At 73.1% G+C, this 12333-nt stretch carries 10 protein-coding genes, 1 tRNA gene and 1 pseudogene; 8 read left to right on the top strand and 4 right to left on the bottom strand.

The genetic code is table 11. The features are described from left to right. A pseudogene (locus AC230_RS00820) lies at positions 1-689 on the top strand (hypothetical protein); the annotation flags it as partial. 96 nt (positions 690-785) lie between these two features. Then, positions 786-859: transfer RNA gene (locus AC230_RS00815), tRNA-Ala, on the top strand. Positions 860-1095: 236 nt separating this feature from the next. Here the strand turns inward: AC230_RS00815 and AC230_RS00810 are convergent. Together AC230_RS00810 and AC230_RS00805 are read right to left on the bottom strand one after the other, a co-directional pair. After that, a complete protein-coding gene (locus AC230_RS00810; protein WP_078870844.1) occupies positions 1096-2886 on the bottom strand; it encodes a hypothetical protein in 1791 nt (596 codons plus the stop codon). A 35-nt stretch (positions 2887-2921) separates the two neighbouring features. Further along, complete coding sequence (locus AC230_RS00805) at positions 2922-3848, bottom strand: hypothetical protein (protein ID WP_241833016.1); 927 nt, start codon at positions 3846-3848, stop codon at positions 2922-2924. An 87-nt stretch (positions 3849-3935) separates the two neighbouring features. On the opposite strand from AC230_RS00805, the gene AC230_RS00800 reads away from it, so the two are divergent. Continuing rightward, complete coding sequence (locus AC230_RS00800) at positions 3936-4286, top strand: helix-turn-helix domain-containing protein (RefSeq protein WP_206743340.1); 351 nt, start codon at positions 3936-3938, stop codon at positions 4284-4286. Positions 4287-4444: 158 nt separating this feature from the next. Here AC230_RS00800 and AC230_RS00795 read toward each other — a convergent pair whose 3' ends face one another. After that, a complete protein-coding gene (locus tag AC230_RS00795; protein WP_049713962.1) occupies positions 4445-5059 on the bottom strand; it encodes a hypothetical protein in 615 nt (204 codons plus the stop codon). Between the two features lie 299 nt (positions 5060-5358). Here AC230_RS00795 and AC230_RS32330 point away from each other — a divergent pair, with 299 nt between their 5' ends. The 5 genes from AC230_RS32330 to AC230_RS00775 all read left to right on the top strand — a co-directional run bounded on the left by AC230_RS32330 (position 5359) and on the right by AC230_RS00775 (position 10606). Then, the gene (locus AC230_RS32330; RefSeq protein WP_157868467.1) at positions 5359-5583 is read left to right on the top strand and encodes a hypothetical protein; all 225 of its coding nucleotides are present in this window, start codon (positions 5359-5361) and stop codon (positions 5581-5583) included. 786 nt (positions 5584-6369) lie between these two features. After that, positions 6370-7290: a hypothetical protein gene (locus AC230_RS00790; RefSeq protein ID WP_157868466.1), complete on the top strand. Its 921-nt coding sequence runs from the start codon at positions 6370-6372 to the stop codon at positions 7288-7290. 88 nt (positions 7291-7378) lie between these two features. Then, a complete protein-coding gene (locus AC230_RS00785) occupies positions 7379-7648 on the top strand; it encodes a hypothetical protein (RefSeq protein ID WP_198535367.1) in 270 nt (89 codons plus the stop codon). A 436-nt stretch (positions 7649-8084) separates the two neighbouring features. Beyond that, positions 8085-8510 carry a hypothetical protein gene (locus AC230_RS00780; protein ID WP_049713959.1) on the top strand — a complete coding sequence of 142 codons (426 nt, stop codon included), beginning with the start codon at positions 8085-8087 and terminating at the stop codon, positions 8508-8510. Next, the gene (locus AC230_RS00775) at positions 8507-10606 is read left to right on the top strand and encodes a hypothetical protein (protein WP_049713958.1); all 2100 of its coding nucleotides are present in this window, start codon (positions 8507-8509) and stop codon (positions 10604-10606) included. The genes AC230_RS00780 and AC230_RS00775 overlap by 4 nt, the downstream gene beginning before the upstream one ends. 15 nt (positions 10607-10621) lie before the next feature. Here AC230_RS00775 and AC230_RS00770 read toward each other — a convergent pair whose 3' ends face one another. Beyond that, positions 10622-12232 (bottom strand): hypothetical protein, encoded by a 1611-nt coding sequence (locus AC230_RS00770; RefSeq protein WP_049713957.1) that lies wholly within the window; start codon positions 12230-12232, stop codon positions 10622-10624. Positions 12233-12333 lie beyond the last annotated feature (101 nt).

Genomic DNA, 12333 nt, shown 5'->3' with positions numbered 1-12333 from the left:
CGCGCCGGTCCAAGGTGCTCGCCCGCCGGCGCCGCACCACCGTCGTCCTCTTCCTCGCCTTCACCCTCGGCGCGGTCGTCGCGGGCGTGGGCGGGGTGGCGTTCCTGTGGGCCCCGGGCATCCCGGCGGTGCTCCTCAGCGCGTACATCTGCTACCTGCGGATCCAGGAGCGGCGGCGGTTCGCCTTCGTCATGGACCAGCGCCGCGCCGAGCTGGCCGCCCAGCGGCTGCGGGAGGGCCGCGCCCGCCCTCACCAGGCGGCGGACCCCACGACCGTCGCCGCCCCCGCCCCCTCCGACACCGTCCGGCATCCGGCCCCCGCCGCCGGTGAGGCGCCGGCGCCCCCGTCCCCAGCGCGGGCCGCCGCCCCTCGTCGAGCAGACCGACCACGCCGAGTGGTGGACCAGCAGCGCGACCGCGGCACCGAGGGCGAGGACGGCTGGGAGCCGGTGCCCGTCCGCTGCCCACGTACGTCACCGCCCGTCGCCCCCCGCGCCGGCGGCGCGGCCGAGCTGGGCGCGCCGGACACCTGGAGCGCCGCCCGCTCCAGCACCGCCGAGCCGGCCTCGACCGCAAGCCGGCCGAGGACCGCCGCGCCGCCGCCCCGCCGCCGCCCGCGCGAGCGCGGCCGCACCCCGCTCTTCGACCAGTACGCCGACGAGGACCACCCGCGCGCGGCCAACGGCTGACGCGCCTTCCGGCCCCCACGCCCTGACCTGCGAGGGGGCGGCCGGAGGGCGATTTTCTTCCTGGCCGTCGGGGTGCTAGAGTTTCACTCGTTGCAAGGGCCTGTGGCGCAGTCCGGTAGCGCACCTCGTTCGCATCGAGGGGGTCAGGGGTTCAAATCCCCTCAGGTCCACAACGGGCCGTTCTTGAGTTAGCTCAGGATCGGTTGATGAAATCCCGTCTGATCGTTTTGATCGGGCGGGATTTCTGCGTTTCCAGGGGCCGTTCGATGTCTGTTCGGGGTGGTGGATGGCGGCGTGGTGGGGGTATCAGCCTTCTGATGCGCCGACTTGCCGTTGTGAGGGCAGGGGGGCGGGCCCCGGGTGGCCGGGGCTGGCGGTGCTGCTTTGTCGTTGTCGTGTGCGTGGGTCAGGTGACGCGCGGGGGCGGCCGTCCGGTGTTTCCCGGTGGTTGGGCTGCTGGGTGATCTGGCCCGGGAGTGCCGTGGGGTTCGCGGCTGAGGCCGGTGTCGTTGTCGAGGGTGGCCCCGGTGTGTTGGTAGAGCCAGGTTTCCAGGATGTCCAGGTTCCCGATGGTGGTCATGATGGCGATCAGGAGGGTCTGGGTGACCTGTCCGGGGGCGGGCCGGTGTTTCGGGTTGCCGATGTCCATGTCACCGCTCTTGAGGCGGCCGTTGATGCCTTCGTTGTGGGAGCGGATGGGTTTGTAGGTGTGGTCCCAGGTGGGGCTGAGGTAGTGCGTGTCCTGCCGGTACTTCGCGGTCTTCAGGTCGCCGCGGGCGTCGGCGGGGACGCTGATGGCGGATGCCCCGCAGACGGCAGGCAGGTCTTCTTGAGGGGGCAGGTCGAGCCACTCGTTGTCGGGGAGCTGGACCGTGGGCCGGGCGGCGGGATGAGCGGCCCGGGACCGGGTATCGGCCAGGTTGACCACCGTCGGGGGCGGCCCGGAGGAGCGTGGCTGGTTGGGGCGGAGGCGGTTGCGGCGGGGGCAGTTCACCGATGGGGACGGACCGGCGGCCGGGCACTGCAGCCGGACGGTGCCCCGGGCGTCGGCGCTCTCCTTGAGTTTGAGGAAGTACGGCCGGCGTTGTGCGATGGCTTCCTTGAGTTCGTCGCTGCGGATGCGTACGGCCTTGTCGTCCGCGCCGTGTGTGGCCTCGACCAGTGCGGTGGGCATGCGCGGGCAGGCGAGCGAGCCGTCGACCAGGAGAGCCCCTTGCCAGGTGCCCTGGAGTCCCCGTTCCTTGACCTTGTAGTCGAGGGCGAGGCGGTAGCCGAGGCGGCGGGCGGGGACCTGGAAGTGCTGTGGGCTACATCCGGTGTAGGCGCGGTCGGCCGCGCAGGTGCCTTTGGGCAGCTGGAGTTCGTCCAGCTGCCGCAGCAGGGTGATCGCGTTGGGGCCGGTGCGGACGGTGGGGGTGTCCAGGACCAGGCCGAGGCACAGCTGCGGGTAGGCCGTCGTCTTCGCCGGGGTCGTCCCGGTGACGTGTGCGGGGCGGGTGTGGGCGGCGACGAGGAAGGTGGCGCTGTAACCGAAGACGCCTTCGTCGGAGCCGCCGCTGAAGTGCAAACCCGCGGTGATCTCGACCGAGGCCGTGCCGGAGAACTCGCTGTCGGGCTTGGCCAGGACGGGGATGGCGGTCGCGTCGACTCCGATGTCGCCGCGCCAGCCGCGCAAGTGCCCGCGCTGCTGGGCGATTCTGACCGGAGTCAGGACGAGGTCGTTGGCCAGCTTCTGCAGACGGCCGGCAGCCTGGCGTCCGGCCGGGGTGTCCCATGCCGCCGCGTGGGCATCGGCGTCCGCCTGGGGCAGGCGTCGGCGCCGGTCGCAGCGGGCCGGGTCCAGGACCGTGGTGATGCGGTCCAGACCCCGGTAGAGACGGCGGCTGGCAGCGACGCACTCCCGGGCCGAGCCCGGCGGCGCCTGGGGAATGCCCAGCCAGACGCGGGCTGTTGGCCGCAGGCGGAAATGCAGTATCCGCCACGCTTCGGCGACGGTGGCCCGCCCGGTGTAGTAGACGGCGAGCATCAGCCCGGCCAGCACCGTGCGCGGCCGCACGCCCGGCGGCCCCGGACGGCCGTCCAACAGCTCCTCCAGCCGCTGGGGCAGGCCGGAGCGGTCCAGCACCGACAGCAGCTGCCCGACCTTGGAGTCGGGTATCTCGGTCAGCCGGCCGGGACGGAGCCTTGGCCGCAGCAACCGTGCCGCCAGCTCCTCACCTTCGGGCCGGGGCCTCACCGGCGGCGACCGCGCAGGAGCCGGACGACCTCCTTGTCCGTCAGCGGCGGGACCCAGCGGTGATAGGGGGCCAGGCCGGCCGGGGAGACCATGCCCGCCGCCGATGCGACAACCGCCGGGCTGACACCTTCGGCCAGCAGCCGGACGATCCAGGTCGACCGCAGCCGGCGGGCCGACAGCGGCGGGAGACCGGCATGCGGGCGGTGACGGTGCGGCCAGGACGAGACGAGGTTCTTCGCCGCCGCCACCTTCCGGCCCGGCCGGAACAGGAAACCCGCCCCCGCCGTCTCCCTCAGCTCGGCGAGCACGGTCTCCCATCCGGTGTGGCAGGCCACCAGCCGGCCGAGCATCTCCTGGTCCAGCACCGCGACGCCGGATGTGGTGACGCGGATGTGGCTGCCCCGGACCCGGGGGACCTCGCCGGGTGCCAGGCCGCATCCGGCACCCAGCGCCATCAGCGCCAGGCCGTCCAGCCGGGCCTGTCCCGGCAGTTGGGCCGCCCAGGCCCGCAACCGCGACAACTCCCCGCGCTCGTAAGGAGGCTGTGGGTCGCGCGGCGAGGACAGCCGTGCAGCGGGCGCCTCACCGCGTTGCACCCACACCAGGGCCTCACGCACCCGCCGCAGCCAGGAGCGGTAGGTCTGCACGGTGGAGCCGTCCATGCCGGCACAGCCCGACAGCACGAACGCGTCGATCGTCTCGGTCCGCATCCACACCCCGGGATCCCGCGGGAGCCCGCAGCCGTCCGCCCACACCGCCAGCCGCCCCACCACATGCAGCAGATGCCCCGCCTCGTAGCAGGTGGCAGGAGCCGCCGCGGCCACCGTCGCTCTGACCTGGTCGGCGACCGGCGCCCACCGCCGGTGTGGCAGACGGGGACGGTAGTCGCGGATCCGCCGGGAAACCTCAGGGCTCAACGTCACGGTCCAACCAAATCGGCTGGACAAGCAGCCGGTGAAGGCATCGAAGCCGATCTTCACCGAGAGGAGTGCATCAACATGGTCGGAGGTTTGACCCGCAGCAGGCCGCCGCGCGATCTTGCCCGCGATCCGGAAACCTGGCCCCACGCCCTCATCGACGACCCCGCCGCCGCCGTCGTCCAGGACATCGCCCGCACCCTCGCCACCACCCTGGCGGACCAGGGCCGCAGTCTGCGGCGGGCCGCCGAAGGGTCGGGAGTCAACCGGCAGGCCATCGCCGACCTGATCGCCGGCCGCTGCTGGCCCGACATCGCCACCGTCGCCCGCCTGGAGAACTTCCTCGCCGTCACCCTCTACCCGCCCGGGGGAGGAATGCGCCGTACGCATGGAAAACAGCCCTTCCGCCCCCCGGCATCGGCGGCCGAAGGGGCGACAAAATAGGCCACGCGCCCCCGAGGCGAGCCCAGTTGCTCTAGCCTCGGGAGTGCGTGAGCCACTGCGAACGGGACCACGCCGCGCTCCCGTACGAGGGTGCCACCTCAGGGAGCTGGTTCCCTCCCCCGCCGAGGGGGAGGGAACACCCAATGAACAGGCTCTCGTTAGGCGGCCTCCTTCGTCGGTGAGCCGTTGGCCCTGGCGACGGCGAACATGCCCACCGGCTCCTCGACGACCCGGCCGTTCTTCACCAGCCGCTTGCACGTCCCGCGGACCGTCGCGAGGGGCCCCCGCCCTGCCTTCCCCCGGGTCGGCCGCCCGAGCGCCTCCGTGATGTCCCGCACCGGCATCGACCGCCCAGCAGTCACCAGAATCCGCTCGACCGCCTCCATCAACTCGCCCGTCGCGGTCCGCTGGCCTGCGGCAACCTCTGTCCGGGGAGGCGGTGGATCGTCATCGGCCGGTGCCCTGTCCTGTTGTCCGGGAGGCGGGTCCGTATTGGGCCCGGACTCCGTCTGCGGGGAGCCGTCCCCCGCGGGGCCGTCCGGGGCTGTTTCTTCGTTCACGGGTGGCGGAGCATCCGCGAGGATCTCCTCAAGCGCCTCACGCAACTGGTCACGGGTGGCGGATACCTTCGCCACCTCCGCGGCGACAAGGGCGAGTTCGGCTTCGAGCTCCGACTTCCTCTGCAGCAGCCGCCCGACCTTGCCGGAGTAGAAACCGACAGCTGCCCGCAGCCCTGGTACCGCGGCTACCTCATCTGTGTCGACGGAGCCCATCCGCTCCCTCCCGATACCTGGCTGCCCATGCAACGGCAGCCATCGTAGGCAACGCCAGCCGCACCTGGCAGCCAATTCGCCAACTGTGCAAGACAGTTGCAAGACCTGGCATGTCGTTCCCGCGCATCCGAAGACCTGATGCACCTCGTTCGTGTGGTCAGTGCGGTAGCGACTGCGCACGTGCGGCTGCTCGCTTCGTGGCGGAGCCTGACACCTGCCGGCCGGGCCCGGCCTCGGTCGGCTGTCGGACCGGGCAGTCCAGGAATGAAGCATTCCGGCATGCCCCTATAGTCGCCCTCATGAGCGAAGGGAAACGAGAGTTACGAGGCAGCGGCGGTCTTCGGAGCGTGCTGTTCGCAGTCGGCGCGCTGGTGGCTGCTGGGCTGCTGGCAGCCCTTGCCTGGTGGCTGGGTTGGTTGACCCCCGGGACCGGATGGTTGTCGGCGAAGCTTGCGGCGAAAGCGGCAGTTGTTGTGCCCCTGGGAGTCGCGGCCTTGATCACCTGGATCAAGAAGCGTCGGTGACGCGCTCTCTCGACAACGCCCCCCTTGAGGCCCTGCCTCAGGGCAGCCGGAACCCCACCCACGCCGTAGGGGAGCCCGTCCAAGATCGCAGGGGCTGATCGCCAAAGATCCCAAACGACAACAACGGCTCAAGCTCCGCTCGTTACCGTCCGTGCGTGGACTGGTGAAGATCACGCCATGCAGGTCGGATCTGTTGCCCTTGCAACCCCAGGGCTCGCTTCGTCCTGCGATCGGCGACGCTGACCTGGGTGAAGGAACCACCTCCCGCTCCCGGTTCCTGAGCACCCGGGTCCCACTCCCGGCGGCACTGTTCGGAGGCGACAGTCGTCGGCCGGGGCGTACTGGCAGGCCCGGTCCGTCGCCGGCCGCCCTGAGTTCCGTTGTCTGGCGGAGCTCGGCGCGGCAAGAGGGCATTCTTGGCCATGCAGTTACTTTCGGTCGCACTGTGATTGCTTTCCGTTCGTCACGCCTGATCGAGACGCGGCCTTCCTGGAAGAGCTGACCGAGACGGCAACTGCGCGGAGGTGCATGCGGGTTGCCCGGAGGCGGAGGCGTCGACGCGCGAGCCCCGATGCGGAAGACCTGGGTCCGTTGGGTGGATTGCCCACGTGAGCAGGGGTCCCCAAATGGCCTGTACTGCGGTACGGCACTTGGGCTGATTGCGTCGGCCATCTAGTTTCTTGATCGCTAACGCAGCCGGGCCGCACCTTCTGCCGACCCAGGCTGTCATCTCGATTCTTGGAGTGGCTTGTGCGCATGGTTCGTAGATCTGCTCTTAACAGTGTGATGTCTGCTGCGTCCCTCGTGGCTGCCTTGGCCCTCGTGGGTTCGGCGTCGCCCGCCTTTGCCGACGGCGCCCCCAACGACACTGCACGTGCTGTCTCGGTCGTGGAGAAGGCGAGCGGGACCAACGACGTTGCCTCTTCCACGGCGTCTGCCGGAGCCGCGGCTCAGGCCACCACCAGCACTGAAGCGGGCCGCATCACGGTCACCGCCCCCGCCTCTTCCGCCGGACAGGTCAAGGCGGCCGCGGCGGACGGGACCTCCCTGGGCCTGCAGTTGGAGAACGCCAAGAGCGTTGCCGGCGTCAAGGCCGGTGCCGGCACTGTCGTCTACTCCGGTGTCGCCCGGTCCACCGACCTCGCCGTCCAGCCCACCGTCGACGGTGGTGCCCGCACCCTGGTCACCCTCAAGGACTCGGCCGCGTCCACGGACCAGCGCTTCGCCCTCAACCTCCCCGAGGGCGCCCTGGTCCTGCCCGACGCCGACGGTGGATACCACGTCTCCCGCACCACAGCGGGCGGCAAGAGCGTCATGGTCGGCGCCATCGAGGCTCCCTGGGCCAAGGACGCGAACGGCAAGCCCGTCGCCACCAGCTACAAGCTCGAGGGCAACACGCTCACCCAGCACATCGAGACCAACAAGGACACGGCCTTCCCCGTCGTGGCCGACCCCAAGATCACCTGGGGCAACGTCACCGGCACCGCATACTTCACCAAGTCCGAGACGAAGAACATCGCCATCTACGGAGCGACCGCAGCCATATCCACGAAATTCCTGCCGCCGCCCCTGAACGCGCTGTACTCGGTCAACGCCGCGCTGGTCTCGGCCAAGGCCGTCGAAGCCCGCGGCGACGGCTACTGCCTGAAGATCAAGTTCGCCGCCGGCATCTTCATCCCGGGCGTCTACAGCAACGGCTGCGACTAACACAGCCTGCACCTCTGCCATCATGACGGAGAACGCGGCAGCAGAAGGGGTGTTTCCTGTGAACTGGTGGTTATGGACAGGCGTTGCAGTGTTCTGCACAGCCTCCCTGGGCCTGGACGTGTATCTCACGCACCGAGGAGTGCGCAGCCGCATGGCCCGCCTGGAAGCCTTCACGGACGCCTTGGCGCTGCTGCCCGGAGTCGCGGCCGTGGTGCTCATCCAGATGCTGTTGGGCGGATCCGATGCGCAGGCGATACCGGCATGGGTCACGGCCGCCTTCTGGGGAATGGGCATCACGCAGGCCGTCCACCTCGGTCGGCTTCAGCGAGCAACCCACCACCGCACCAACAGCAGCTGACTGTGCTCTTGGTGGGACCGGTGGTCGGCAACGCAACGTGACCACCGAGCTGGGCCGTACGGCTTGGACGGCGATGGGCCGCACGGATTCCTGTGCGGCCCATCGCCGCGTTCGCCGCTCTCTGGACCCCGGAGGAATGGGAAGTGATCTACAGCGGGGTGGGGAACGATCTTCATGGGGCTGAATCACTGCACGTCAGGCCCTCTCGTGAACACCCCACAACCAACACCCGGGAGCCCGCCCGATCCACTGGATCGGGCGGGCTCTTGGCGTTCCGCGCGGCGAACGGGGGCGTGCCGGGCGGCGGTTGGCGGGTGTGGTGCGCGTCACGGGGATGGCCGGCCGTCGGGCGGGGGCGGGCGGACGGTCTACCCAAGTGATCCGCCGCTCTCTACCGTGGGGCGGGACGACCGGGGCGGGACGGCGAGGGGGTCCGATGGAGGCCGAGTTGGCGGAGCTGGCGGCGTCGGGCGCGACGACGCTGGTGGGGTTGATGGTGACGGACGCCTGGTCGCAGGCGCGGGCGCGGGTGGCGCGGTTCTTCGCCCGGGGCGGGGACGACGAGGCGGCGGTGGACGACGAGCTGGGGCGCGACGCCGGGGAACTGGCCGCCGGGCCGGGCGGTGCCGCCGTGATCGAGGAGCGCTGGCGGGAGCGGCTGCGCCGGGCGCTGCGCGACGACCCGGCGGCCGCGGAGGACCTGCGGCGGCTGCTCGCCGAACTGGCCCCGGACGGCGGGAGCGTGCCGAGGGTGCACAACAGCGTCAGCGGCGGTACGCAGTACGGGCCCGTCGTCCAGGGGGAGAACTTCTCGGGGCTCAGGTTCGACATCAGGACGCCGCCGCCCGGGGCGGAGCGGTGAGCGGGAGCGTCCGCAACGAGCTGTCCGGGACCGTGCACGGGCCGAGCGTCCAGGCGGGGCAGATCTTCGGCGGGATCACCTTCCGGCTTGCGGAACGGGCGCCGGTGGCGCGGCCGGACGAGGTGCCGGCGCCCACCGTCCGGTGCGTCAACCACGAGCGCGAGCTGGCGCTGCTCGGCACCGGTGCGGGTGCCCGCGTCGGGCTGGACGTGCTGTCGGGGCTGCCCGGCGTCGGCAAGACGACGCTCGCGGGGGAGTGGGCCGCGCGGGTGCGGGACCGCTTCCCCGGCGGGCAGCTCTACATCGACTTCGCGGAGCTTGACGGCGACGCCCACGAGGCCCTGGGGCGGGCGCTGCGCTCGCTCGGGGTGGAGGAGGACTATCTGCCCGCCTCCCTGGAGGAGCGCCGGAACCGCTTCCGGTCCTGCACCGCCGGCCGGTGCCTGCTCGTGGTGCTCGACAACGTGAGCCTGCCCGCGCAGGTGCGGGTCCTGTTACCCAAGGAGCCGGGCAGCGCGGTGCTGGCGATCGGCACCGGGCGGCTCGGGGAGCTGGTTCTCGACGGGGCGCGGCTGGTGCCCGTACCGCCGCTGGACGCGGAGAGCGGGCTGGCGCTGCTCGCCGACCGGTGCGGGGAGGCCGCCGTGGCGGCCGAGCGCGAGGCGGCCGAGCGGCTGGTCGGCCTGTGCGGGGGCCTCCCGGAGGCGCTCGCCGTGGTGGCCGCCCGGCTGGCGGTGGAGCCGGGGCTCACCATGGGCCGGCTCGCCGGTGAACTGGCCGACGAGACGCGCCGTTTGACCGGTCTGTCGCTGCGGGAGGAGCGCTCCGTGTCCGCGGTCCTGTCGATCGCCTACCGGGGGCTGCCGCCCGACGCGGCCCGCGCGTACCGCCTGTGGGGCCTGATCCCCGGCCGGACCTTCGACGCGGGAACGGCCGCCGCGGCGGCGGGAGTCGGCGTCGCGGAGGCGGAGGCGCTGCTCCGCGCGCTGGCCGGGGCGAGCCTGCTGGACGCGGCCGGCGACGGGCGCCACCGCTTCCACGACCTCGTGCGGCTGCACGCCCGGGAGCGCGCGGAGGACGAGGAGCCCGAGCCGGTGCGGCGGGCCGTCGTCGAGCGCGTCACCACCCACTACCTCGCGCTCACCGCCTTCGCCGACCTGGCCGTCCGGCGGGACCGGCTGCGGATCGCCGAACTCGACGCGTTCCTGCGGGACGTCGCGGACCCGTTCGCGGGGGACGCCGGTCCGTCGCCGCTGGCCTGGCTGGACGCCGAGCGGCACAACATCCTCGCCGTCCTGCGGCAGGCGCGCCGGGACGGGCTGCACCGCCACGTCTGGCAGCTCGCCGAGGTGTTCACGGTGCTCTTCCTCAACCGCCGCCACCTCTCGGAGTGGCGGGAGTCGCTGGAGCTGGGCGCCGCCTCGGCCGCCGACGCCTTCGTCCCGGCGGCCGAGGCCCGGCTGCGCAGCCTGCTGTCGCGGCCGCTCATGGACCTGGAGGCGTACGAGCGGGCGCGGGAGGAGCTGGAGAAGGCGGAGGCGTGTGCGGAGGTGTCGGGGCACACGGTGCTGCGGGCGTCCGTCGCGGAGTTCGGCGGGCGCTACTGGGACCGTTTCGACCCGCCGCGGGCGATCGCCGCCTACCGGCGCTCCGTCGAGCTCAACCTGGAGGCGGGCGAGCCGCGGGGCGTGGCCATCGCCACGTACTTCCTCGGCTGCGCGCAGGACGCGGCGGGCCGCACCGACGAGGCGCTGCGCACGCTGCGGGCGGCGCGGGAGGGCCTGTCGGGCCTGGCCGTCCCGGACCGGCGGATGGCGGCGCGGGCGACGGCCGCGCTGGGGGACGCGTACGGGCACGCCGGGGATTCCGCCGCGGCCGTCGCGGCGTGGACGGAGGCGGCCGGGGAGCTGGAGGCGGTGGGGGCCGCGTACTACGAGGCGCGGGTGCGGCTCCGGCTCGCCCGCGCGCTGGAGGACGCGGGGGTCGCGCCGGGCGCGGTACTGCCGCACGTCGCACGGGCGTTGGAGATCCACGAGGCGGGCGGCAGCGGAGAGGCGGGCGAACTGCGGGCGTGGGCACGGCGGTTGGGAGTCTGACGTCCCCTCGTCCCCTCAGGCGAGGCGGAGCGTCACCGTCGCCTCCGTGCCGCCGGCCCGCAGGGTCACGAAGCGGTCGTCCAGCGGGAGGCCCGCGCGCAGACAGGTGTAGACGACGGCCGCCGCCGGGCCCGGGTCGGCGGCGAGGCCCCGGCCCGCGACCGTCGTCGCGACCGTGCCGCGGTCGCGGATCCCGGTCAGCGCGCCGCCGTCCGCCAGCGGCACGGTGGCCAGCAGGCAGCCGGGGTACCGGTCGAGGGTCCCGCGGATCCAGCGGCGCGCCTCGACCGCAGTCGCCGCGGGGGCGTGGCGGACGAGGACGGACGCGCCGGCCGTCAGCCGGTGGTCCCGTTCCGTCTCCGCGTCGCACGCGAGGTGGACGAACGCGTCCCCGGTCTCCGGGCGGGCGCCGGCCGCCGCGGCGGGGTGGCGGCGGACGGTGACCAGCGGCTCCGCCGCCGGGCCGCCCGTCGTCCCCGCCGTCGTCACGACCGTCCACGAGGAGACGGCCGCCGACGGGACGGACGCCGGGGGCGGGGGGAGCGGGAGCGGCGCGGACGGCGGTTCCGGCAGGCGCAGCAGCCGGTAGAGGGCGGTCCGCAGACGGGCGTGCGCCTGGCCGGGGTCGGCGAAGGCCAGGCCGGCGGCCCCGGCGTGGCGCCGGGGCGTGTGGGCCGCGACGGCCTCCTCGACCTGGGCCCGCAGGTCGCCGTGCGCGTCCAGGCGCGGCGCCGTCCGGCCCAGCAGGGCCCCCGCCGTGCCCGGCACCGCGTCCTCGCCGAACGCGGCCAGCAGCACCGGCTTGCCCAGCGCCGCCCCGTAGAGCGTGACCGAACCGTGGTCCCCGACCACCGCGTCCGCCGCGACCAGCGCCGACCGCCACGCGTGCACCGGCGGCATCAGCAGCAGCCCGGATTCCAGGGCCGGCGCCAGGAGGGAGCGTATGCGCCACTCCCCGTGCGCCGCCCGGACGTTGGGGTGCAGGACGGCCGCCACCCGGTACTCGTCGTACGGCAGCTCCGCGAGCAGCCGGGCGGGCAGTCCGGGGTCGCGGCCGAGCAGCGACGTCGGCCCCCAGGTGGAGCTGACGACGACCAGCCGCCGCCCGTCGCGGACGCCGAGCGCGCGGCGGTGGGCGGCGGCCTCCGGCAGACCGCGGGCGAGGTCGTCCAGGCAGGGGTCGCCGATCAGCAGCGTCCGGCCGGACGTCTCCGGGTGGGCGGTGAGGAGCTGCTTCTCCTGGTCCGGATGCGAGACGGCGAGCCAGGCGCGGCCGGAGGCGAGCAGGGCGTCCGGGACGACGCCCGAGAGCCGGGTTCCGGCGCTCCGGGAGTCCGGGACGAGCTTCTGGAAGCCGATGCCGTGCGGCAGGACGAGCACCGGGCAGTCGCCGTCGGGGACGTCGACGTTCTCGCTCGCGGTGAGGATCGCGTCGGGGTCGGCGTCCGCCAGTTGGTGCCACGGCATGACGCGGCAGCCCGCGTCGTGGAGGAGGTCGAGGACGCCGTCACCGAAGGCCGAGGTGGGGTCGTGCGCGAAGACGACGCTGACGCGGGGGTCGTCGCGCAGGAGGGACGGCAGCACCTCGAGGGCGCGGACCGTGGAGGTGACGGTGCGGGCGGCCACGACGAGCGTGCGGTCGAGGGGGAGGGTGCTCCACCGGTGGGCGTCGGGGCCGACGGGGACGCGGAGCGGGCGCGGGACGGGCGGAGGGGCGGTTCGCGGTT

This window comes from Streptomyces caatingaensis (genome assembly GCF_001187435.1).
Taxonomy (GTDB): Bacteria; Actinomycetota; Actinomycetes; order Streptomycetales; family Streptomycetaceae; genus Streptomyces; species Streptomyces caatingaensis.
This window is presented reverse-complemented; position numbering and strand designations above follow the sequence as displayed.

Bases quoted from the DNA above. Each gene is read 5' to 3' on its own strand.
- AC230_RS00780 (WP_049713959.1), top strand. From the start codon at position 8,085: ATGGAGGCCGAGTTGGCGGAGCTGGCGGCGTCGGGCGCGACGACGCTG.
- AC230_RS00790 (WP_157868466.1), top strand. From the start codon at position 6,370: ATGTCTGCTGCGTCCCTCGTGGCTGCCTTGGCCCTCGTGGGTTCGGCG.
- AC230_RS32330 (WP_157868467.1), top strand. From the start codon at position 5,359: ATGAGCGAAGGGAAACGAGAGTTACGAGGCAGCGGCGGTCTTCGGAGC.
- AC230_RS00795 (WP_049713962.1), bottom strand. From the start codon at position 5,059: ATGGGCTCCGTCGACACAGATGAGGTAGCCGCGGTACCAGGGCTGCGG.